The organism is Minwuia sp., assembly GCF_048263705.1.
Taxonomy (GTDB): Bacteria; Pseudomonadota; Alphaproteobacteria; order Minwuiales; family Minwuiaceae; genus Minwuia.
Window position 1 is genome coordinate 228,510 of sequence record NZ_JBLXDV010000006.1, and the last position, 22,816, is coordinate 251,325.

Genomic DNA, 22,816 nt, shown 5'->3' on the forward strand with positions numbered 1-22,816 from the left:
ACTATTTGTCCAGATACGGACGCAGGCGCTCCATCGCTTCGGAGAGCGCCTGCTCCGAACTGGCGAAACACAGCCTGAGATAGCCTTCGCCCTGCGGGCCGAACGCGATGCCGGGCGCGATGCCGACGCCCGCTTCGTCCCGCAGCTTCAGCGCGAATTTCAGACTGTCATCCATCCCCTCGACGGCGAAGAACGCATAGAACGCGGCGTCCGGCTGTGTGTAGCGCACGCGTGAAAACCGGCTGAGGGATTGCGTGACCAGATCGCGCCGCCGGCGCAGCCGCTCGACCAGCCCGTCGATGTAGGGATCACCGTCCCGAAGTGCTGCGACACCGCCGTGCTGCACGAAGGTCGTCGGCCCGGCGATATTGTATTCGTTCAGCTTGCCCAGTTGCGTCTCCAGCGCGGGCGGTGCGGTGATCCAGCCCAGCCGCCAGCCGGTCATCGACCAGCTCTTCGAGAAACTGTTGATCGAGATCAGGCGATCCTCGGGTTCTGCGATCTCGATGAAGGCCGGTGCATGGTGGCGGTCGTAGACCAGCCGGGCATAGACGTCGTCGGCGATGATCCAGATGCCCTTCTCGCGCGCCCACGCCATGATCGCGTCGCGCTGATCCTCGGACATCATCCAGCCCGTCGGATTGCCGGGCGAGTTCACGAAGATCGCCCTGGTCCTACCATCGGCCGCATCGAACAGCTTCTGAAGGTCCAGCGACCAGGCACCGTCCGTCTCGTCCAGCCCGACAGGTCGGATCTCGCCGCCCATGATGCGGATCGTCTCGGAGCAGTTGGGCCAGACCGGGCTGACCACCAGCACATTGTCGCCCGGATCGACCAGCGCCTGGAACGACAGCATGATCGCGTTCATGCCCGAGGCCGTCACCGTGAAGCGGTTCAGGTCGAAGTCACGCCGGTAGACGCGTTCCATGTAGGCCTTGATTTCCACACGCAGCGGTTCGATGCCGGAATTCGGCGCGTAGAAGGTTTCACCCGCATCGATCGCCGCCTTCGCGGCTTCGCGCACGAACGACGGTGTCTCCTCGTCAGATTCACCAAACCAGAGCGCGATCATTCCCTCTTTCCCGATCGAGTTCATCGAGACTTCGCGAATCTTCGAATCCGGCAGATCGCGGATCAGGTCACGCACCTGTGCGGGCATACGGCTCATGATTTTTCCTTCAGGACGAGGCGAAGCAGCTCTTCCGCCGCCTTTTCGACCGACTTCTCCCCGGTCGTCAATGATTTTGCCAGCCGATCCATGTCCGCCTGATCGGCCCGGGCGAGCCGGGCAGACGCGAGATCCAGCGCCGCGCGACGGACCAGGCGCCGCGCCCGCGCAAGGGGTGCGGCAACACGCCGGGACTGGCCAAGTTCGGTGACCGCATCCGCCAGTGCCTGCACGCCCTCACCCGTGATGGCGGTGGCTTTCAGTACCGGCGGGCGTGTCTCGACGGGCCGCATATTGGCCATGGTCTTCAGATGCCGCACGGTCTGGCTGGCGAGCGGGTGATCGCCCTTGTTCACCAGCAGGATATCAGCGATCTCCAGAATACCGGCCTTGATGGCCTGCACATCGTCGCCCAGCCCCGGCGCGGCGACGACCACCTTCACGTCGGCGATGTCGGCGATCTCGACTTCCGACTGTCCCGCACCGACGGTTTCCAGAACGATCATGTCCCAGCCGCCGGCATCCATGCAGTCCATGACACGCACGGCACTGCGCGACAGACCGCCCAGATGGCCCCGGCTGGCGAGCGAGCGCACGAAGACACCGTCATCGTCGGCATGTCGGGTCATCCGGATCCGGTCGCCCAGTATCGCACCGCCGCTGACCGGGCTGGAGGGATCGACCGCCAGCACACCCACCCTGAGACCGCGCTTGCGCTGTTCGCCGACGAAGACATTCACCAGTGTCGATTTGCCCGCGCCCGGCGGACCCGTAAAGCCCACCGAGATCGCGCGCCCCAGCCGGCCCTGCATCGCGCGCACGATCCGCGCCGATTCAGGTCCGTCATTCTCGATGATCGTGATGACGCGCGACAGCGCCCGGCGGTCGCCCGCCAGCCACGCATCTATCCAGTCGGGTGCGGACGAAGCCAACGGCAAACCGCCTTTCAGCGCTCTTCCTCGAAGCGGTCATCAACCAGCGTCTTCAGGGCGGCGACGGCCTGCGCCGCATCGGGGCCTGTCGCCGTAACGTCGATCGCGCAGCCATTCGCGGCCGCCAGCAGCATCAGCCCCATGATCGAATCCCCGCCGACGGACATGCCGCCTCTCTCGACGGTGATCTTCGCGTTCCACTCCGAGGTGCACTGCACGAACTTCGCGGCGGCCCGGGCGTGCAGGCCCTTTTCGTTGCAGATCATCAGCCGTTCTCTGATGACCTCTTGCGCAGCACCGCTCATTCCTCGCTGCCCGCCAGGACGGACGAGGCGATATTGATGTACTTGCGACCGTATTCCTGCGCCGTCTCGGCGGTTTCCTTCAGGGTGCCGGTTTCCCGCACCGTCGCCAGCTTGATCAGCATCGGCAGGTTCATGCCGGCGATCACCTCGACCTTGCCCTGATCCATGATCGAGATCGCGAGGTTGGAGGGTGTGCCGCCGAACATGTCGGTCACGACAATCACACCGTCGCCGCCGTCCACGTCCGCAACGGCGTCCATGATGTCGTTGCGCCGCTGCTCCATGTCGTCGTCCGGACCGATGGATATGGCGCGCACATTCTGCTGCGGCCCGACAACATGTTCGGTGGCGGCGATGAATTCATCAGCCAGCCTGCCGTGTGTGACCAACACCATCCCGATCATCGGCGCATATTCCTGTTCCGTGTTTTTCCGAGGCGACGCATCCGAACACCTACTGCCGTTGCAGGTCGCGGTGACGAACCGTCACATGATGGCCGGCATTGCGCAAGCAGGTGCCGAACAGTTCCGCACTGTAGACGGACCGGTGCCGACCGCCCGTACAGCCGAAGGCGATGGTCAGGTAGGACTTGCCCTCGTGACCGTATCGCGGCGTCAGGAAAGCGAGCAGGTCCTCGATCCTTTCGCGGAATGCCGCCCAGCCCGGATCCGTCCTGATATGGGCGCGGACGGGTTCGTCCAGTCCGGTCTGATGGCGCAGTTCGGGATCGTAGTAGGGGTTCTTCAGAAACCTGACATCGAACACCAGGTCGGCATCCCGGGGCAGGCCGCGCTTGAACGAGAAGGACGTGACATGAACCTGCAGACCCGCCGAGCGCACCGGGCTGAAGCGCGTGCGCAACTGGTCCCGGAGTTCGGGCAGGGAGAGATCAGAGGTATCGATGATTTGGTCGGCCTGGTCGCGCAGATCGGCGAGCAGCTGCCGTTCATGGCGGATACCGTCCATCACGGTGCGATCCGCGGCCAGCGGATGCCGCCGCCGGGTCTCGGTGAAGCGCCGCTGCAGGACATCCGCGTCGGCATCGAAGAAGCAGAGGCCGCTGGAGGTGCCCAGGCGGACCCGCAACTGATCCACATGGTCGGCAAGCGTATCGGGGTTGAAGCCGCGTGTGCGTGTGTCGATACCGACCGCCAGCGGCAACTGTTCGATATCGGGGTTTGCATCCCCCAGATTCAGCAGACCCTCCAGCATCGACTGAGGCAGGTTGTCGACCACTTCCCAGCCGAGGTCTTCCAGCATCTTCAGGCCGGTCGACTTGCCCGCACCGGACATGCCGGTTACCAGCAGAACGCGCCGGGGGTGCTGGGCCATCTGATCGTCGCTCATGTCAGCAACATGCCGGGTTCGCCAAGGGTACGAAAGAACATTTCCACCTTCTCCGGCGCGGACGCCTGGAACGGATCAAGCCTGAGTTCCGGCAGGGCGACCTGTTCCACCCTTGCTGAGACCGGGGCGGGCATGCGTTCGATCTTCCCGCCGGGTTCAAGAAGCCGTATCTGACCCGTCACAACCGCCTGGTCCACAATCTGGTCGGCCGGGAGCCTGAGAAGCCCCAGCCCCCGCACCTCGATCATGCCGGCGAGTCTTTCCGGCGCCGATGCCAGCACCTTCCCGTCCTGCCGATCGAGTTCGGTCCGGTCATCGGCGACCAGCAGCCAGCCGCGCCCCAGCATCCGGAGCGCCAGATCGGACTTGCCGCTGCCCGACGGACCGGTGATCAGAAGTCCCCTGCCATCGCGCGCGATACAGGTCGCGTGGACCGGCGGCGCGCTCACCGTTTCGCAATGACCGCATAAACCAGCGTCGCCTGCGCGGCGGGCTTTTCCTGCTGGCCGTCGGCATACATCACGCAGTCGCCGAACATCATGCTGCGTCCTTCCTTGGTGACCTTCACCTCACAGATAAGGTCTGCATCCGCCACCGCACGAAAAAAGCTGGTCGACTGTTGCACTGTCGCGATGTTCTGCCCGTGCGAAAGACAGGACCGGACGGCAAAGACCATGGCTGTATCGGCGACTGCCATCATGGCCTGTCCGGAAAGAGTGCCCCCGATGCGGTTAAGCCGTTCGCTCCGGGGCACGCGGACACGCACCGCGCCGCGATCGACGGACTCGACGATCAGCCCAAGATCCTGAACCCAGGGCGCGAACCACTCGGCGGCTCCGGCGCGCGCCTGTTCAAGCGTAAGTTCCGTCATCCTATCCCCCGCGTGCAATCGTTCCGACGGACCCGTTGTAACAGCGCCCGACAGGGAAACAAACAGAGCGCCCGTCGATCGCAGCCCCGTCATGTGACTCGCCTGTTGGTATCCAACCACTTCCAGATTGCGAATACATATTCGGATTCATGATGTCGATGAGCAGCTTTCCGTGGTCGCGGCTGGTGGCTCGACGACATCAATCCATCGCACTGACCGGCCCTGCAAGACAGGCATCCGCTGGCGCGCAAGAGGCACGCGACCGACACGGAACGACGAGAAATTGCAGGAAATCATACTGGTGTGAGGATTGCAGGCCTGCGTTCCACCTGATCCGGAGAGCCGTGTGAAAATGCAAATTGCAACAGCCGTGACCTGCGCCGTGCTCCTGCTTGCAGCCATGCTGCCGGCGGACGCCGCGCGTGCAGTCCAGGGCAATGCGGCATCCGCGGATCCCTCGATTGATGCGCACAAGCAGGCCTACGGCCATTTCACCAAGGGCCGCTACGCCGAGGCCGTCATCATCTGGCAGGAACTCGCCGCAAAAGGCGATGCCGTCGCGCAGAACAATCTCGGCCTGGCCTATCAGAACGGCAAGGGCGTCGAGCGCGATCACGAACTGGCATTGAAGCTTTTCGGACTCGCTGCCGCGGGCGGGCGCGCCGCAGCGAAGAACAATCTGGCGCGCATGTACTATCGCGGTCAGGGAACGCCCCGCGACCTGCCGATTGCGCGTCAGTGGTATCTGGAAGCCGCCGAGCAGGGCCATGCGAACGCTGCCAAGAACGTCGGCGTCATGATGCTGAACGGCGAAGGCGGGCCAGGCGATCCAGAGGCCGCGCTGAACTGGTTCCGTATTGCCGCCGAGAACAACGAACGACGCGCCTTCTATTACATCGGCCTGATGCACACACGCGGCATCGTCGTCGAACGCGACTGGGAGAAGGCCGTGACCTGGTACCGCAAGGGTGCCCGGAAAGGCGAGGTCTCGTCGCTGTACATGCTGGCCAGCGCCTATCGCGCGGGCCGAGGCGTCGAGACCGACAAACCGCAGGCGGTTCGCCTGCTGCGCCAGGCGGCGGCGCGCGGCAACTACCGGGCCGTGACAGATCTGGGCGACATGTTCGCATCGGGTCAGGGCGTCAGGCGCAATCCGGCACAGGCGATCTTCTGGTACGGCCTGGGTGCCAGTGCCGGTCGGGACGAGGACCGGCAGGCGATGATGCGCCTGCTCGACAGCGCCGATCCCGGCGCCGTGAAACGCGCGCAGAGGCTGCGCGAGACCTTCCTGACAGCAATTTCACCGCGTGCACGCGCACGATTTCTCCGCGTCACGTCCTGACAAACCTTCGAGCAACAAAGACTGACAAGAAATATGACAATGACTGATACCAGAGACGGGAAAAAGGGTGTGGGCACATCCGCCATTCAGAAGCGGTCCGTGCGCATCGCGGGGCATCCCACCAGCATTTCGCTCGAAGATGCCTTCTGGGAGGCGCTGCGGGAACTGGCTTCGGATCGGCAGATCAAGCTGAGCGAACTGGTGGAACAGATTGACGCCGAGCGATCCAGCCAGAACCTGTCGAGTGCGATCAGGGTCTACGTGCTGAGTTCGTACCGTGATCAGACGACGACGTGAGGAATATGACCGGGGTGAATAACGGACTAAGCGGCCGGCAAACGCCGCCCTCAACGCACCACGTCGGCCTGCAGGTCATGCAGCGATCCGCGTAACCGGATCATCTCGTCCCCGGCGAAGCGCACTTCCATTTCCGCCTGCCATCCCGGCAGATCGATCTCACCGAGAATCCGGACCGCGCTGTCATCGCTCGCCTCCGCCTGCAGGGGAGGCGACAGCCTGATCACCCCGCGCCGGAGCGGAATCTGTCCCGACACCTCGGAAATCGGGGGCTTTGCCAACCCGGCCGAGCTGTCCCAGGCCAGTTCTCCGTCGCCGATCCTGATCTGACCCTGAAGGTTGCGCACCAGATCGAATGCCGTCACGCCCTGGCCCGTCGCATCGATATCAAGGTCAAGCGTGCCTGTGATCCCGGACTCAACACCCAGCAGCGGCCCCAGCCAGCTTTTCAGGTCGCCGCCCCGCAGCTTCAGGGACGTCTGCAGCGCCGGAAAACCGGTGGTTTCCAGAAGGATCTCGCCCGAAACATCGCCTCCGCCGAGGTTCGCCTGAAGCTTCTTGACGGCACCGCCAGCGGCACCCGTGCTCAGATCGAACCGCCCTTCGGTCAGGGTGAGCCCCTCCACCGTCAGGCTCTCGAATGCCACGTCGGCTGACAGGGAAAAGCCTTCCGGACCCGGATTCTCAAGCGGCTGCCGGGACCATCGTTCGGACCGGTCACCCGTCTGCGCCACCCGCGCAGCACCCGAAGTCCCCGCCGGGACAAAGCGGTCGGCATCCAGCACCAGACCGGACAGCCGGGCCGTCACCGCAGGTCGGCGCTGCCGCCAGTCCACGGTCAGTTCGCCTGACATCCGGTCATCGCCATTCTCGACAATCAGGTCGGTCAGCATTGATCGCTCGGCATTTCCGTTCAGCCGCGCGGTCATCTGGACCGGGGTCGGCAGATCAGGTGGGAACTGCCGGTCCGGCCAGAAAGAACGGACGAGTTCCGAGACATCGCCATGACGAAAAAGCAGATCGAAATCATAGTCTGGCCGCCCCTTGTCCAGATCACTGATTGATCCGTTCGCTTCAAGGCGGGCCTGCATGACATCGATCCGACCGTCCAGCGTAAATGACCCGGCACTGCCCTTCAGCGTCGCGGCGGTCACCGCAGGTCCGGAAAGCGCGAACGGCGGATGGAATCCCGGAACGGCCACATCCCGCAGGAGGGACGCTTCCCGGGAGGACAGGCTGACGTCCAGATCGAAACGGGGATCGCCCAGAAGGGCGGACAGCAGACCGGACACCTGGCCGGAGATCTCGGCCGATCGGATATCGGCATCCAGCGCCGTTCGCGACAAGCTGCCTTCGATGCCCAGATTGATTGCCAGATCGCTGGTCCTGCCGAGCATCCGGAAGACCTCGTTTGCGCTGCCGCCAAACAGGCCTTCGGGCTGATCGGCCTGAACTGTCGCCCGAAAGAGCATCTGCGGGTTTTCCGGCGTGTCCAGCTGTCCGGACAGGGTCAGCGCCGCACCGTCGAGATCGCGCACGTTCAATGTCTTCAGATCGAGCGCACCGCCGATCAGCCCGAAGTCCATGAAGACGTCGCGCGCGACCGAGGATCCGGCAATCAGCCGTTCGATGCGGATGGTCGAATTGGTGTCGAAACCGTTCAGGAACGACAGGTCCGGCGCGCCGTCCGGCCCCGACAGAAGCGACCGGACATCGCCCCCCGGCACCAGGAGCCGCACATAGGCATTGGCGTTGATCTGGTCCAGGGTCAGGTTGGTGCTGAACGACGGTCGCTTCACGAGCGCGATCGCGAGCCCGCCCCGGATGCGGGATTGATCGACGGTCAGATCGAGCGCCGAAATCTGGGCAACGTCGCTGCTGACGCTGATACGGCTTGTCGCCGCAAGATTGCGCAAACGTCCCTGCCCGCCGGACTCGACCGGAACGCCCCCCGACAGCAGAAGCGCGGCCAGATTGTCCGACGAGAGGTCGGCCTGCCCCCCGATCCGGAAAGCGCCGCCTGAAAGACGCATCTCGCCGACAAAGGAAAAGGCTGATCCGCCGGACGCCTGCGCAGTCAGATGATCGACTGTCAGCAGCCCCCTGTCGTAGACGCTGTCCAGAGAGAACTGGCGGATGAATCCGTCCGGGAAGGACACGAGGCCGGCATCGAGACGGAGGCGCGTCCTGACGGGCCATCCGGCGTCTGCGTCCGGCTGACGGCCGGCAAGCTCGGTGAACAGGCCGGCCAGCCAGGGCTTCAGCGCCATTCCGTCCACCTGATCGAACGCGATGGCAGCATCGATATCGAAGATGGTGCCCGCCACCACGGTCAGCCTTCCGCCAAAGGCGGTGGTTTCGATCGTACCGTCAACGGCCTCCAGCGCGATCGCGTCTGCATTGACCGTGGCCTGCCCCTGCAGCGTGGCTGACAGGGGCCGGGGCAGACGCGCAGCCAGCAGGGAATGTTCCCCAAGCGCGGCCAGATCGTCGACCGCGAGCTTCATCTCGCCGGTCGCCGGCAGATCCGCACCGTCGGCAAGACGCCCCTGAAACGCCAGATTGCCCAGTTGCTCGACATTGATATCGACCGACACGGCAGGACGGTTGCCCGCCGACATGCGGAAATCCAGATCCGCCCGTCGCCGCTGCCACAACCCGGTCAGTTCGCTTCTGAGCGCACCCGTCGCCTCGTCCGCACGGATCGACCCGGCGATCTCGTAGACATCCGCACTTCGACCCGTGCGGGCATCGCTGAAACCGAGACGTCCGTCGCTGATGGTCAGCATCCGCACGACCGCCCGCGCACCGCCCGGCCGCACCCAGTTCCGTCGGCCGGCGAGGTCGGTCTGCAGACGCACCACCGGCTTCTCCAGCGTGGCGCGATTGACCAGCAACGTCCCGCCCAGCAGCCTGCCCAGCGACAGGCCCAGTTCCAGATGATCGGCGACCAGAAGTGGCGGCAGACCTGCCGCATCGGACGGCGCCGAAACGACCATGTCGTCGGCAACCAGCCTGGGCGTGGGCAGCAGCCGGAAGCTCATCTCGCCGTTGATCTGTACCGGCTGACCGATCACGCGTGAGGCCGCCGCCTCTATCCTGTCGCGATAGTCACTGGCGTCGATCAGCAGAGGGGCCGCAAAAAGGCCTGCAACCACCAGCACCGCGACAGTGCAGACGCCGATCAGTAGGATACGCAATGGTCTGTCCGTCATCCGTGTTTCGAGAGTTGCCGGTCCGGTTGCCCGTCCGTGACCAGCCAGTCCGGCCTATTAATCATGCGTCCGGGCCCGACGCAATCCAGTGACCGCCAACACCGTGGGTGCAGCAACGCTTGCGTCGTCCTTGTGATCCGCTAAGGTTTTGAACATACATGAAAGGCAGCTCAGCGTACCGGCCAGACCATATGTCTTCTGATTGTCTTCCGGCGGCAGCATTCAGGCGTTAAGCAGTTGGTATGAACAAGGTTGTCAATCTCAACCAGGTCAGAAAACGGAAACGGCGCGTTGAAGCCGCGAAGAAGGCTGACGAGAATCGCATCCGGCACGGACGTACCCGGGCCGAACGCGAACGATTGAGTGCAGAGACCCGAAGGAAGCGCGCGCTTCTGGACGGCAAGCAGATTGAGACCGATGACGGTTTTTGAGGGGGATGCCGGTTCTTCCGGTTGTTCTGAACAGATTTAGGTAGCCCTGTGGGGGGCAAAGGAGGGAATGCCATGAAAGCGTCCGATCTATTCGTAAAGTGTCTGGAAGAGGAAGGTGTGGAACGCATCTTCGGTGTGCCGGGTGAGGAAAACGCCGATACGATGATCTCGCTGATCGACAGCAAGATCGAATTCGTGCTGTGCCGTCATGAACAGGCCGCTGCCTTCATGGCCGACGTCTACGGTCGTCTGACCGGCAAGGCCGGCGTCTGCCTGGCGACGCTTGGCCCGGGTGCCACCAACCTGGTCACCGGCATCGCCGATGCCAACATGGACCGTGCGCCCGTCGTCGGCATCATCGGCCAGGCCGGCACCTACCGCCTGCACAAGGAAAGCCATCAGAACATGGACTCGATCGCCATGTTCCGCCCGATCACCAAATGGGCGCAGACCGTGTCCAACGCCGGTGCCATTCCGGAAATCGTCCGCAAGGCCTTCAAGGTCGCCGAAGCCGAGAAGCCCGGCGCCGTGATGATCGAGCTGCCGGAAGATCTGGCCAAGAACGATGTGGATGCGACCCCGCTGACCCCGATCCGCACACGCCGTCCCGGAGCGGACCACAAGGCTGTCAAGGAAGCCATCGACGTCATCCTGGACGCCAAGAAGATCGTCATCCTGGCAGGCAATGGTGCGATCCGGAAACGTGCCGCCGCGCAGCTGGAAATCCTGGCCAGGAAGCTGGGCGTCGGCGTCATCAACACCTTCATGGGCAAGGGCGCGGTGCCCCGCGATTCCGAGTACTGCCTGTTCACCATGGGCCTGCAGGGCAAGGACCACGCGAACGTCTTCATCGACAGCTGCGACACGGTGATCTCGGTCGGCTATGACCTGGTCGAATACAGCCCCAGCCACTGGAACAAGACCAAGGGCAAGAAGTTCGTCCATGTCGATTTCTGGCCGGCGGAAATCGACAGCGACTATGAAGTCACCGTCGACGTGCAGGGCGATATCGCCGATGCGCTGTGGCAGATGAACGAGGAACTGGATGCCCGGGGCGTCACCAAGCCGCCGTTCGATATCGGCAGCGTTCAGAATCTGCGCCAGACCATTCTGGACGACTTCGCGATGGAGAAGGACGACACCTCCTTCCCGATGAAGCCGCAGAAGGTGCTGTGGGATGTGCGCGAGGTGCTGGGCCCGGACGACATTCTCCTGTCGGACGTCGGTGCGCACAAGATGTGGATCAGCCGCTACTACCAGTGCGATACGCCGAACACCTGCATGATCTCCAACGGTTTCTGCACCATGGGCTTCGCCATGCCGGGTTCCATCGGTGCCAAGATCGCCAAGCCCGACAGCAGGGTTCTGGCCATCAACGGCGATGCCGGCTTCATGATGAACGTCCAGGACATGGAAACCGCGGCCCGTCTGGGCATCAACGTGGTCTGGATGGTCTGGTGCGATGGCGAGTACGGCCTGATCAAGTGGAAGCAGCAGAACGGCTTCGACGGCAAGCATTCGAAACTGGACTTCACCAATCCCGATTTCGCAGCCATGGCTGCGGCATTCGGCATCTGGGGCAAGAACCTCACGTCGGTCGATGAACTGAAGCCGGCGCTGGAGGAAGCCTTCAAGCAGAAGGGCCCGGCCCTGATCGCGCTGCCGATAGACTATTCGGAGAACGTGAAGATGACCAAGCGCCTCGGCGCGATCGAAGCGGTTATCTGATCCTTCCGAACAAACGGTCCACGGAAAGGCGGGCTGGCGACGGCCCGCCTTTTCTGTTGGCGACAAAGCGGTTAAACACCGGACAGGTTTGGTTGCCAGCACTCTGGCATTTCTGATCGGGAATCCTTGATGCTGCGACGCCTGTACGACTGGACGATGGGACTGGCCGCGCACCGTCGCGCGCCGTGGGCGCTGGGCGGCATCAGTTTCGCCGAGTCGAGCTTCTTTCCGATTCCCCCGGATGTCGTCCTGATCCCGATGGTCCTGGCCGACCGCTCGAAGGCGTTCCTGTACGCGACCATCGCCACGGTCACGTCGGTCCTGGGCGGGCTGGCCGGATACGCCATCGGCTTCTTCCTTTTCGAAGCCCTCGGCCAGCCGATTCTGGAAATCTACGGCGCTGCCGAGAAATTCGCCGATTTCAGCGACAACTACAACGAACGCGGCGCGTGGATCGTCTTCTTCTTCGGCGTCACGCCCTTCCCCTACAAGGTGATCACCATCGCTTCGGGTGCGACGGCGCTGGACGTCTGGACGTTCGTCGCGGCCAGTGTCGGCGCGCGCGGATTGCGTTTCTTCCTGGTCGCCGGCCTGCTCTGGTGGTTCGGGGAGCCGATCCGCACCTTCATCGAGAAATACCTCGGCATCCTGACCCTGATCTTCATGGTCTGCCTGATCGGCGGCTTCGTGGCGGTGCGCTATTTATTCTGATTGCCGCTGCGCGGGCATCATCCTAAGTCATCAGCATGATTGATCGGATGTCCGGAAATCTGGGTGCCACCATCCTGCTGATCGCGGGTGTCGCGCTCGGTACGGCGCTCATGTCCCAGTATGTATTCGGACTTGAGCCCTGCGCCCTGTGCGTCTGGCAGCGCTGGCCATATGCGGCGGCGCTGGCTGTCGGCGTCCTTGCCATCCTGATCCGCGGGGGCCGCGGCTGGTTCGCGCTGGCGGCGGCCATCTGCTTTGCGACGACCGCCGGGTTCGGCGTATTCCATGCGGGTGTCGAGGAAGGCCTCTGGCAGGGGCTGGCGACCTGTTCCGGGGCCGACACACCCGGCAGTCTGGACGATTTGCGCGCGCAGGTGCTCGGCAGCCAGCCTGCCCGCTGCGACCAGGTGCCCTTCTCGTTCCTGGGACTGTCCATCGCCGGCTGGAACGCGGTCTATGCGTCTGTCGCCACGCTGTTGATGCTGGTCCTCGCCGTTCGTCACCTCAGGAGGCCCCGGTGAAACCTGCCCTGCCCGGAGAAATGTCGAAGGAAGAACGCCTGGCGCAGATCCTGCGCGTGGATCAGGCCGGGGAATATGGTGCCAAGCGCATCTACGCGGGCCAGCTCGCGGTGCTGGGAAAGTCCCGCTCGGGCGACGTCATCCGCCACATGGCCGAGCAGGAGGAACGGCACCTCCGCACATTCGACGATCTGCTGAACCAGCGGCAGGTGCGGCCCACCCTGCTGTCACCCGTCTGGCACGTCGCGGGATATGCGATGGGCGCGGCCACCGCCCTGATGGGAGAGAAGGCCGCCATGGCCTGCACCGAGGCCGTCGAGGAGGTCATCGACGCGCATTACGCGGCCCAGGCCGCCGAACTGGGCGATGACGAACCCGAACTGCGTGACAAGATCGAGCAGTTCCGCGCGGAAGAACTGGAACACCGGGATACGGCACGTGAACATGATGCCGCGGGTGCGCCGGGCTACGGATTGCTCACCGCTGGTGTCAAGGCAGGGTCGCGCCTTGCGATATGGCTCTCGACACGATTCTGAGTCAGAATTGTGCCCATGGAACAGAATCTGACACGCGATATCACCGAGGCCGAGAAAGAAACCTTCTGGCGGGACGGCGTAATCTGTTTGCGCGGCTTCTTCGATGCCGACTGGATCGAACGCATGCGCGTTGCCGTGGATGATGCCATCGCCAATCCCGGCCCGATGAAGCTGAACCTGAATCAGGGACTGAACGGCAAGTTCCACGGAGACAGCTTCGTCTGGACCTGGCAGGACGATTTCAGGGCCTTCGTCTTCGACAGTCCGGCGGCGAAGATCGCGCAGCAGGTATTGGGCGCGAAGGAACGCGTCACGCTGTTCTTCGACACGCTTCTGGTGAAGGAACCGGGATCGCAGGCCGTGACCCCCTGGCATCACGACCAGCCCTACTGGCCGATCGAAGGCGAACAGGTCTGCACGGTGTGGACGCCTTTCGACCCGGTGACCCGGGAGTCCGGCGCGGTCGAATATCTGGTCGGTTCGCATCGCTGGGGCAAGCGATTTCAGCCGCAAAGCTTCACCGGCGACGACCGGTATGGCAGCACGATGGAACCGATCCCGGACATCGAGGCGGAACGCGATAGGCACGAGTTCGTGGTCTACGAGACGGAACCCGGCGACTGCATCGTCCATCACGGCCTGATCCTGCACAGCGCGCCGGGCAATTCGAACGTGTCGACCCGGCGGCGGGCGCTGGCGGCACGCTTCTGCGGCGATGATGCCACCTACCGCCCGGAAGGCAGCTTCCAGCCCCTGATCCGGGAACCCGGCATTCCGTCAGGCGCGCCGCTGGAGTGCGATCTGTTTCCGCGTGTCTGGCCACCGGAACACAGACCGGCCTGACGATTCCGGAAACGGCATGAAACCCGTTTTCCTTTCGTCAACGATCATGCGCTAGTATCACTGTACCAACGTGATCCGTAGCATGAGGCGAAACCGGGAGCATGAGTCCTTCAGACTCCGTCGATATCTGGAAGAAGGCATTCTGCGGTCTGAACGCGGCGACGGCGATCACCCGTTGTCAGGGCGGTTCATTTTCTCTGGAAGCCATCAGCGGCAGCTTTCGGGAACTTCTCCACGGCTGCGGCATCGAACCCTCCGCGCTGTTTTCCGGGCTGCTGGACAGCCTGGACCCCCGGACACCCGGCGCGTTTCCCAACCAGCCCGACTGGCGTATCCAGCATCTTTCCCTCGACGACGGAACGCATCACCTGTGGCAGGCCACACGCCAGGCCGCGCATACGGTCATCGATGAAGTGGCCCAGTGGGTGGCGTCGGCGTCGGTCGGCGACATGGGCATTTTCTTCTTCGACCCCGAAGGAAAACTGCGCGCCTACAACAACGGCGTCCGCCATTACTTTCCGCCGCGTCCCGGCTTTCCGAAACCCGGCGGCAGCCATGCCGATCAGCTGGAAGCCATCATCGAGACCTATGATATCGACCGCCAGTCCGAAAAATTCGACGCGTGGTACGCCAGCCTCGAAAATATCTACCAGATGCCCGGCAATCCGCGCCTGGGCGTGACGCCAAGCGGACGCTGGGCCCTGTCGACGGCCAGCCGGATGGCCGACGGGTCCACATTCCTGCTGATGAACGACGTGACCGAGTTCCGTGAACGTGACCAGCAACTCAAGCTGTTCATGCGCAACGCTCACGGCATTCTGTTCTCACGCCGGTCGCTGGACGCGGACGGCAGCCTGCAGGTATGGGGCAGCGGCCAGTCTGCCATCGCGCCGAACCCGACCAGCCCCGGTCAGGCTGCTGCCGACGACTGGTTCGACCGGATCGACGAGCGGGACAGGGACGCCTACGCCGCTGCCATGCGCGCGAAGCGACCGGGCAGCGATCCCTACACGATCGAGTTCCGTTTCAAGACTCCGGACGCCGACAGGCCGCGCTGGGCGCGCGAGATCGGCTGGACCGTGCAGGACCAGAGGGGCCGGAACTATCTGGATGCGATCTACTTCGACATCACGTCGATGAAGCGGGCCGCCGCCGCCCTGAAAGAGAGCGAGGAACGGTTTCGCCAGTTCACCGAACTCGCCTCCGACTGGTATTTCGAAACCGACGCCGACCTGATCGTCACCTTCATATCCGAGCAGTACGAGCAGATCAGTCACGTGCCCAGCAGCCAGATTGTCGGCAAGCCCTTCGACAAGCTGATCGAACGGCGCACCAGTAGCATGAGCGAGGAAGACGGTCGTCCGTGGCATGACATGCTGAAGCGCTGGCGCCGGCATGAATCGCTGCGCGATCAGGTTCTGAGATACCGCGAAGACAGCGGGCGCTGGCGCACCGTCGGCTACAGCGCAGACCCCCGTTTCGACGAGGACGGGAACTTCATCGGTTATCGCGGCATCGGGCGCGATCTCTCCTCACTGGCGGAAGCCCAGAACAAGGCGCTTGATGCCCTGGCCAAGGCCGAGACCGCCAACGCCTCCAAATCCGCCTTCATTGCCAACGTCAGTCACGAACTGCGCACACCGCTGAACGCGATCCTGGGTTTCTCGTCGGTCATGGCAGAGGAGATCCTCGGCCCGATGGCGAACGAACGCTACCGGCGCTATGCGGAGGACATCAACAGCAGCGGCCATCACCTGCTCAGTCTGGTCAATGACCTGCTGGACATGTCCCGGCTGGAAGCCGGTCGCTACGACCTTGAGGAAGAGGAAGTCCGCATCGCCGACGAGATTGATACGGTGACGAAACTGCTGTCCGGTCAGGCCGGGGAACGGGACCTCCGGGTGGAGTGTGCCATCCGCGATCATGCGCTGCGGGCCGACAGTCGCGCCTTCCGGCAGATCCTGATCAATGTGCTCGCCAACGCCATCAAGTTCACCCATGCGGAAGGCAGCATCCTGATACAAGCGCGCCGATCGGAAGCGGGCGGGCTGGAACTGTCCGTGCATGACGATGGGGTCGGCATTGCGCCGGACCAGCTGGAACAGATATTCCAGCCCTTCGGTCGCGCCCGTTCCGAAATCGCCGCGGAAGGTACGGGCCTGGGCCTGCCACTCAGCCGCAACCTGATGAGTCTGCACCAGGGCGAACTGGACATTCAGAGCGAGGAGGGGCGCGGCACGAAGGTGATCCTGACCTTCCCGCCCGAACGCCTGATCCCGATTGCCAAGGACGCGAAGGGCGCGCAGTCCGCTACGGCGTGATCGCCTTGTCCGGGTTCATGATGTTGGCCGGATCCAGAGCACGCTTGATCCGCGACATCAGTTCCATTTCGACGTCCGACTTGTAGCGCCTGATCTCGTCGCGCTTCAGCCGCCCCAGCCCATGCTCCGCGCTGATCGAGCCGCCCATGTCGGCGACGATGCCGTGCACGACATCCGCGACGGCCTGCCATTCGCCCAGAAAGGCGTCCTTGTCACCGCCTTCGGGCTGCAGCGGATTGTAGTGCACGTTGCCGTCGCCGATGTGACCGAACGCCATCGACCTGAAGCCGGGAATGACCGCCTGCAGCGCCTGGTCGGCGCGGCGGATGAAGGCGGGCATGTCGGGCACCGGGATTGAAACGTCGTGCTTGATCGAGCCGCCCCCCAGCTTCTGGGCCTCCGACAGGCCTTCACGCAAGGCCCAGAAGTCATCCGCCTGGGCCACCGAGGCTGCAATCGTGGCATCGGCGACGAGCCCCTTCTCGAAGCCCTGTTCCAGCGCCGATTCCATCGCATTGCGAAGCGCACCACCACCACCCCCCGACGACAATTCCATCAGCACGTACCAGGGATGGCTTTCCGCAAACGGATCGCGCGCCTCGGGCAGCAGTTGCAGGACCAGATCCATGCCGAGGCGCGGCATGATCTCGAAGCCCGTGACCTGACCGCCGGAAGCCTGCTTCGACAGGGCCAGCAGTTCGACCGCCGATTCAGGATCCGGCAGCCCGATGAAGGCTACCTCCCGCTCGGCGGGCATGGGATAGAGTTTGAGCACAGCGGCCGTGATGACTCCCAACGTCCCCTCGGCCCCCACAAACAGGTGCTTCAGATCATAGCCCGTGTTGTCCTTGCGCAGACCTCTCAGGCCATTCCAAATCCGCCCGTCCGGCAGCACCACTTCCAGTCCCAGAACCAGATCGCGCATGTTGCCATAGCGCAGCACGGCGGTGCCTCCCGCGTTGGTGGAGAGATTGCCGCCGATCTGGCAGGTGCCTTCCGACGCAATCCGCATCGGAAACAGCCGCCCGGCCTCTTCGGCAGCCTGCTGGATGTCGGCCAGCACGCAGCCCGCCTCGACCGTCATGGTGTCGTTCAGCGGATCGACCGCCCGGATCCGGTTCATGCGACCGAGCGAAAGGACGATCTCGTCGCCGGTCTCGAAAGGTATCGAACCGCCGACCAGGCCGGTGTTTCCCCCCTGGGGCACGATCCGTGTCCCGGTTTCCGCACAGATGCGCACGATCTCCGACACCTGATCCGTGGTCTCCGGACGCAGCACCAGCGGGGACCTGCCGCGCCATTTCTCCCGCCATTCGACCAGATAGGGCTGCATGTCCTCCAAAGCGGTGATCGCGCCCTTCGGGCCGACCGCGCCGATCAGGCGGTCAATGGTCTCCTGTGCGATGTCGCTCATGATTTCCTCAGAACCAGATTGCCCGCCGCGTCCACCGCGCCGGACCAGCCATCCGCCACCAGCAGGGTCGATGTGCCATCCTCGACCAGCGCCGGTCCTCTCAGTTCCCGCCCCGCCGCTGGCCGCCCGCCGCACAGCGCGCGATGGGCCACGCCATGTTCGAACAGATCGACCGTTTCCGCCATCTCGTCGCCGGTTTCCGATTCCAGTACAGGAGGCTCGCCGGGATTGGCCGAGGCCCGGGCGCGGAAGGCGACGATCTCGGTTGCCGCGCCGCCGGCCTTGTCGAATTCGAAGACCCGATGATGCGCTTCGGCAAACAGGCGCGCGATCTCAGGAACACTCGTCATCGCACCGTCTCCCGGCAGTTCGACAGGAATCTCGAAGGCCTGTCCCACATAGCGCATGTCCAGCGACACGCGGACATCCACATCGCCCGACAAGCCCAGTGACCTGAGATGACGCACGGCGGCTTCCGAAACCGCGCGGATGGTCTCGGCAATCAGGTCTGCGGCGCTGTCTTCCAGCCTGATCTGCCGCGTCTGGCTTTCGAAGTGGACGAAATCCGAGGCCAGCAGACCATAGGCCGACATCACACCCGCCGCCGGTGCCACCAGCACGGTATCGATGCCCAGTTCCTCGGCGATCCGGCACGCCAGCATCGGACCGGCACCACCGAACGGGGCCAGCGCAAAGCTGCGCGGATCGTGACCGCGCTCGGTGGATATCCGCTGGATGGCGCGCACGATGTTGGCCTCGGCGATGCGTATGGCCGCGTCCGCCGCTTCCCGCAACGGCAGTCCGAGTTGCCCGGCCACAGGCGTCAGAACCGCTTCGGCCGCAGCCCGGTCCAGCGGCATGTCCCCGCCCAGGAACGTCTCCGCCCGGATCGAACCGCGGACCAGATGGCAGTCCGTGATGGTCGGCTGCCGCCCGCCCTTACCGTAACAGGCCGGTCCCGGATCGGCACCCGCCGATTCAGGGCCGACGCGCAGCAGGCCGCCATCATCGATCCAGACCAGCGACCCGCCGCCCGCACCGACGGTCGCGATATCGATCACCGGTGTCTTCACCGGCAACCCGTCGATTTCCGTCGCCGGCGCAAGATCGGGCTGGCCGTCACGCACCAGGCAGACGTCGGTCGATGTGCCGCCCATGTCGAAGGTGATGATGTCGCGGACACCCGAGCGCGCGGCCTGACGGGCCGCCCCGACGACCCCGGCAGCCGGGCCGGAGAACAGCGCGGTGATCGCCGAGCGCGCCATGCCTTCCGCCGGCAGCCTGCCGCCGTTCGACTGCATGACCGAGAACCTGCCGCGGTGCCCCCGCGACGACAGCGCCTCGGAAAACCGCCCCAGATAGGCGTCGATCACCGGCTGCACGTAGGCGGCCAGCGCGGTGGTCGATGCGCGTTCGTACTCGCGGAACTCGCGGCAGACGTCGGACGAACAGGTGACTTTCAGATGCTGGAAGCGGGCGCGGACCGCTTCGGCAATGGCCTGTTCGTGCCCTGGCTCGACGTATGAGTTCAGCAGGCAGATCGCGACAGCGCCGAAATCCTCATCCCCGGCCAGGCGCGCGCCGATGCGCTCCAGCGTGGCGTCCAGATCGAGCGGGGTCACGATCGCCCCCTCGGCATCGATACGCTCGGGAGCCTCGATCACGTCGCGGCGGGCCACGACCGGTTCGGGCTTGGCGTAGGCCAGGTCATAGATCTGCCGCCGGTTGTGCCGCTGAATGAACAGGATATCGCGCATGCCCTCGGTCGTGACCAGCAGCACCCGTGCGCCCTTGCGTTCCAGAATGGCGTTGGTCGCGACCGTCGATCCGTGGACCAGGTCATCGACCTCGGACAGATCGAGACCGGCAGCGTCGATCGCTGCGAGCGCGCCTTCGTCCGGCCTGGACGGCGTGGACGGCACCTTGGCCACCGACAGCCGACCGTCGGCCCCGATTGCAACCAGATCCGTAAATGTTCCACCGACTTCTACGCCGACACGCGTGCCACTCACCATGGTTCTCCGGAAGGTCTGATTTCGACAAGGAAGGATCGCGCCGATGGCGGCTGGTGGGCAACCCGGTAAATCTCGGACGCAAGATCCGCCGGTTTCGCAAACACGTCGTCCGGCAGGTCCGGCCAGCGCTTGCGGGCAAACGGCATGTCGATCAGCGCATCGATCACTATGTAGGCGACATGCACGTTCTTCGGCCCCAGATTGCGGGCCAGCGCCTCGGCCACGATTCGGCCACCAGCCTTGGACGGCGACCAGCCGATGAAGTTCGGCTTGCCACGCAAGGATCCCGTATTGCCGGTGACCATCAACCGTCCGTGGCCACGCTCGACCATCGCCGGACACAAAGTCTGCGCCGTCACCAGAAGTCCTGTCGCGTTCACCCGGAATGCCGTCTCGAAACTCTCGACAGTTATGTCTTCATATGCCCCGAACGACGCCATCGCGGCATTGTAGACGATGACATCGGGCAGGCCCTGCTCATCCACGATCCGCCGCAGGACGGATTTGTAGCCCTCGATATCCACCAGATCGGCGGGATAGCCGTGCGTCCCGGCCTCCTCGCGCGCCCAGCTTTCGAGCCGGCCCGCATGGCGCGCGATCATCGAGACCGTGTAACCTTCGTCGCGAAAGGCCCGGACCGTGTGCAGGCCGACACCGGGTCCGACCCCGATGACGAGACAGTGCTTCTCCGCCATCAGGCCGCAACCTGCTGGCAGGCTTCCAGAAATCCGTGCTGCATGCTCTGTCCTCCCCGACGCAGGGACTGTAACCTTGTTCCCCGGTCATGGGGAGAGAACACAATGACAGAATTTCTGAGCGCCGCCGATGCGGTCAAACGCATTCCGCCCGGCAGCACGATCTACGTCCAGGGGTCGGTGGGGGAGCCATCGGAGTTGCTGAAGGCGCTGGCGGCCGATCCGGACGCGGGCCGCGACTGCACCTTCATCGGCGTCAGCGTGCCCGGCATGAACCGGCTCGACTTCTCGACACTGCATCCGACGGCGCGCGCCATCGCCTTCTTCGGCACCGGCGACATCCGCGACAGTCTCGCCAGCGGCCGCACGGAATTCATCCCGAAGCAGTATCATGCGCTGCACCGTTATCTGGAGCAGGACGCGAACATCGATGTCGCGCTGGTCTCGCTGCGCGATGACGGCAATGGCGACTTCAGCCACGGCTTCGGACTGGACAGTCAGGACGCGGCCCTCGGTCAGGCCTCCCTCGTCATCGCCGAGGTCAACGACCGGATGCCGCACATCGTCGGCGGGCCGACGGTCGAGGGCGGCAAGGTAGATGTCGGCGTCCGGGTATCGCATCCCGGTCCGACGCTGGGCATCGGCGAGATCACGCCCGACGTGCAGGCTGTCGCCGACAACGTCGCGGCCATGATCCGTGACGGGGACTGCATCCAGATCGGGATCGGCACCCTGCCGGTCGCCCTGCTGCGTGCCCTGCGCACCAAGAACGACCTCGGCATTCATTCCGGCATGCTGGCCGACGGCATGCCGGAGCTGGTGGACAATGGCAACGCGAACGGTGCCGCGAAAACCATCGACAAGGGGCTGATCGTGGCTGGTGTGCCCAACGGCTCGCAGGCGCTGTACGACTGGACCGACGGGCGCAGCGACATCGCCTACCGCCCGATCTCCTACACCCATGATTCCGCCATCATCGGGCAGATCGACAACTTCATTTCGATCAATTCGGGTCTTGAGGTCGATCTGTGCGGTCAGTTGAACGCCGAAACCGTGAAGGGACGTCAGATTTCCGGCACCGGCGGGTCGGTTGATTTCATGCGCGGCGCGCAACGCAGCAGGGGCGGCAAGGCGATCCTTGCCATGACCGCGACGGCGGCTGGCGGCAGGATCAGCCGCATTGTCTCGTCGCTGGACCCGAACGGTGTCACAACCGGCCTCAGGACCGATGTGGACTATGTCGTCACCGAACACGGCAGCGCGCACCTGAAGAACATGCCGGTGAACCAGCGCCCGGACGCCCTGATCGAGATCGCCGGACCGGACTTTCGCGACGGACTGCGCGACGCATGGCGCGACCGGGTGAAAGGCATCTGGCCCACGTGATGCTGCGCCCGGATCAGGCCCGCGCGCACTATGACCGGCTGGGCGCGGACCAGAACCGCGAGTTGCGATACGCACAGCCCGCATTCGACGCCCTGCTCGATTCAGGGTGCTTCGACGCGGCGACCGATGTCCTGGAGATCGGCTGCGGAACCGGCACGCTGGCATCCGGCCTGCTGTCGCGCCATGCCGGCCTGACATACACCGGCCTCGACATCTCCGGGGCGATGACCGGCCTGACGTACGGGACGATCGGTTCCTTCGGTGCGCGGGCCCGGGTACTGCAGGCCGACGCAACGGTCAGCCTGCCCTTCGCGGACCGGTCCATGGACCGGGTCGTAGCCGCCTATGTGCTGGACCTGCTGACATTTCCCGCAATGCGCACCCTGTTCCGGGAGACCCGGCGCGTGCTGCGTCCGGGCGGGCTGTTCTGCGCCATCACGATGACACCGGGCGGCAATATCGTTGAACGTGGCAGGATGCTGTTCTGGCAGTCGCTGCATCGCATTGCGCCCCGGCAGGTGGGCGGGTGCCGGCCGGTCCGGCTGAAGCAGCGGATGATTGCGGACGGCTGGCCCGTACAGAAGAGCATTCGCGTTACAGCGGACGGACTCAGTTCGGAACTTGTGATTGCCGGCCGATCACCATCCAACAACTGAACGTGAGACATGCGGGGCGGCACTGGATGATCCCCGCCGACCACCCAATCTGTAACAGGCCTGGCCCGGCATCACAGACTGT

22 protein-coding genes are annotated in these 22,816 nt (G+C 64.2%); 11 read left to right on the forward strand and 11 right to left on the reverse strand.

Going from position 1 to position 22,816, the window contains the following annotated elements:
* Position 1: 1 nt before the first annotated feature.
* Genes ACN0X7_RS11065 through ACN0X7_RS11095 form a run of 7 tightly spaced genes read right to left on the reverse strand, consistent with a single transcriptional unit; the run spans position 2 to position 4,716 of the window.
* Positions 2–1,168: a pyridoxal phosphate-dependent aminotransferase gene (locus ACN0X7_RS11065; RefSeq protein WP_417517120.1), complete on the reverse strand. Its 1,167-nt coding sequence runs from the start codon at positions 1,166–1,168 to the stop codon at positions 2–4.
* Entirely contained in the window at positions 1,165–2,100 is a 936-nt protein-coding gene (meaB, locus tag ACN0X7_RS11070; RefSeq protein ID WP_417517122.1) for a methylmalonyl Co-A mutase-associated GTPase MeaB, read from the reverse strand. The genes ACN0X7_RS11065 and meaB overlap by 4 nt, the downstream gene beginning before the upstream one ends.
* Positions 2,101–2,114: 14 nt before the next feature.
* Positions 2,115–2,366 carry an HPr family phosphocarrier protein gene (locus tag ACN0X7_RS11075; protein ID WP_417517124.1) on the reverse strand — a complete coding sequence of 84 codons (252 nt, stop codon included), beginning with the start codon at positions 2,364–2,366 and terminating at the stop codon, positions 2,115–2,117.
* A gap of 35 nt (positions 2,367–2,401) precedes the next feature.
* Positions 2,402–2,809: a PTS sugar transporter subunit IIA gene (locus ACN0X7_RS11080; RefSeq protein WP_417517126.1), complete on the reverse strand. Its 408-nt coding sequence runs from the start codon at positions 2,807–2,809 to the stop codon at positions 2,402–2,404.
* Positions 2,810–2,858: 49 nt separating this feature from the next.
* The gene (gene rapZ / locus ACN0X7_RS11085) at positions 2,859–3,752 is read right to left on the reverse strand and encodes an RNase adapter RapZ (RefSeq protein WP_417517128.1); all 894 of its coding nucleotides are present in this window, start codon (positions 3,750–3,752) and stop codon (positions 2,859–2,861) included.
* Positions 3,749–4,201: an HPr kinase/phosphorylase gene (locus tag ACN0X7_RS11090; RefSeq protein ID WP_417517130.1), complete on the reverse strand. Its 453-nt coding sequence runs from the start codon at positions 4,199–4,201 to the stop codon at positions 3,749–3,751. The genes rapZ and ACN0X7_RS11090 overlap by 4 nt, the downstream gene beginning before the upstream one ends.
* A complete protein-coding gene (locus ACN0X7_RS11095) occupies positions 4,198–4,716 on the reverse strand; it encodes a PaaI family thioesterase (protein ID WP_417517132.1) in 519 nt (172 codons plus the stop codon). The genes ACN0X7_RS11090 and ACN0X7_RS11095 overlap by 4 nt, the downstream gene beginning before the upstream one ends.
* 259 nt (positions 4,717–4,975) lie before the next feature.
* Here ACN0X7_RS11095 and ACN0X7_RS11100 point away from each other — a divergent pair, with 259 nt between their 5' ends.
* The gene (locus ACN0X7_RS11100; protein WP_417517134.1) at positions 4,976–5,965 is read left to right on the forward strand and encodes a tetratricopeptide repeat protein; all 990 of its coding nucleotides are present in this window, start codon (positions 4,976–4,978) and stop codon (positions 5,963–5,965) included.
* 39 nt (positions 5,966–6,004) lie between these two features.
* Positions 6,005–6,262 (forward strand): ribbon-helix-helix domain-containing protein, encoded by a 258-nt coding sequence (locus tag ACN0X7_RS11105; protein WP_417517136.1) that lies wholly within the window; start codon positions 6,005–6,007, stop codon positions 6,260–6,262.
* 50 nt (positions 6,263–6,312) lie between these two features.
* Here the strand turns inward: ACN0X7_RS11105 and ACN0X7_RS11110 are convergent, their stop codons facing one another.
* Positions 6,313–9,462, reverse strand: coding sequence for an AsmA family protein (locus ACN0X7_RS11110; protein WP_417517138.1), 3,150 nt, complete (start codon positions 9,460–9,462; stop codon positions 6,313–6,315).
* A gap of 257 nt (positions 9,463–9,719) precedes the next feature.
* On the opposite strand from ACN0X7_RS11110, the gene ACN0X7_RS11115 reads away from it, so the two are divergent.
* The 7 genes from ACN0X7_RS11115 to ACN0X7_RS11145 all read left to right on the forward strand — a co-directional run bounded on the left by ACN0X7_RS11115 (position 9,720) and on the right by ACN0X7_RS11145 (position 16,568).
* Positions 9,720–9,908, forward strand: coding sequence for a DUF4169 family protein (locus ACN0X7_RS11115; protein ID WP_417517140.1), 189 nt, complete (start codon positions 9,720–9,722; stop codon positions 9,906–9,908).
* 72 nt (positions 9,909–9,980) lie between these two features.
* Entirely contained in the window at positions 9,981–11,636 is a 1,656-nt protein-coding gene (locus tag ACN0X7_RS11120) for an acetolactate synthase large subunit (protein ID WP_417517142.1), read from the forward strand.
* A gap of 129 nt (positions 11,637–11,765) precedes the next feature.
* Positions 11,766–12,347, forward strand: coding sequence for a YqaA family protein (locus tag ACN0X7_RS11125; RefSeq protein ID WP_417517144.1), 582 nt, complete (start codon positions 11,766–11,768; stop codon positions 12,345–12,347).
* Positions 12,348–12,394: 47 nt separating this feature from the next.
* On the forward strand, positions 12,395–12,868 hold the full coding sequence (locus tag ACN0X7_RS11130) for a disulfide bond formation protein B (protein WP_417517146.1): 474 nt from the start codon (positions 12,395–12,397) through the stop codon (positions 12,866–12,868).
* Positions 12,865–13,404, forward strand: coding sequence for a demethoxyubiquinone hydroxylase family protein (locus tag ACN0X7_RS11135; RefSeq protein ID WP_417517148.1), 540 nt, complete (start codon positions 12,865–12,867; stop codon positions 13,402–13,404). The genes ACN0X7_RS11130 and ACN0X7_RS11135 overlap by 4 nt, the downstream gene beginning before the upstream one ends.
* Positions 13,405–13,419: 15 nt before the next feature.
* Positions 13,420–14,247, forward strand: a complete 828-nt coding sequence (locus tag ACN0X7_RS11140; protein WP_417517150.1) for a phytanoyl-CoA dioxygenase family protein — start codon at positions 13,420–13,422, stop codon at positions 14,245–14,247.
* 101 nt (positions 14,248–14,348) lie between these two features.
* The gene (locus ACN0X7_RS11145) at positions 14,349–16,568 is read left to right on the forward strand and encodes a PAS domain-containing sensor histidine kinase (protein WP_417517152.1); all 2,220 of its coding nucleotides are present in this window, start codon (positions 14,349–14,351) and stop codon (positions 16,566–16,568) included.
* Here ACN0X7_RS11145 and ACN0X7_RS11150 read toward each other — a convergent pair.
* The 3 genes from ACN0X7_RS11150 to ACN0X7_RS11160 are packed head-to-tail and all read right to left on the reverse strand — an operon-like array spanning position 16,558 to position 20,692.
* Positions 16,558–17,982, reverse strand: coding sequence for an FAD-binding oxidoreductase (locus tag ACN0X7_RS11150; protein ID WP_417517154.1), 1,425 nt, complete (start codon positions 17,980–17,982; stop codon positions 16,558–16,560). The two genes, ACN0X7_RS11145 and ACN0X7_RS11150, sit on opposite strands and share 11 nt — an antisense overlap.
* On the reverse strand, positions 17,979–19,994 hold the full coding sequence (locus ACN0X7_RS11155) for a hydantoinase/oxoprolinase family protein (protein ID WP_417517156.1): 2,016 nt from the start codon (positions 19,992–19,994) through the stop codon (positions 17,979–17,981). Before ACN0X7_RS11155 ends, ACN0X7_RS11150 begins: the two co-directional genes overlap by 4 nt.
* Positions 19,991–20,692, reverse strand: coding sequence for an SDR family NAD(P)-dependent oxidoreductase (locus ACN0X7_RS11160; RefSeq protein WP_417517158.1), 702 nt, complete (start codon positions 20,690–20,692; stop codon positions 19,991–19,993). Before ACN0X7_RS11160 ends, ACN0X7_RS11155 begins: the two co-directional genes overlap by 4 nt.
* A 105-nt stretch (positions 20,693–20,797) precedes the next feature.
* Between ACN0X7_RS11160 and ACN0X7_RS11165 the strand changes: the two genes are divergently transcribed.
* Both ACN0X7_RS11165 and ACN0X7_RS11170 read left to right on the forward strand, forming a co-directional pair.
* Positions 20,798–22,078, forward strand: coding sequence for an acetyl-CoA hydrolase/transferase family protein (locus ACN0X7_RS11165; RefSeq protein WP_417517160.1), 1,281 nt, complete (start codon positions 20,798–20,800; stop codon positions 22,076–22,078).
* On the forward strand, positions 22,042–22,734 hold the full coding sequence (locus ACN0X7_RS11170; protein WP_417517162.1) for a class I SAM-dependent methyltransferase: 693 nt from the start codon (positions 22,042–22,044) through the stop codon (positions 22,732–22,734). Before ACN0X7_RS11165 ends, ACN0X7_RS11170 begins: the two co-directional genes overlap by 37 nt.
* Positions 22,735–22,816 lie beyond the last annotated feature (82 nt).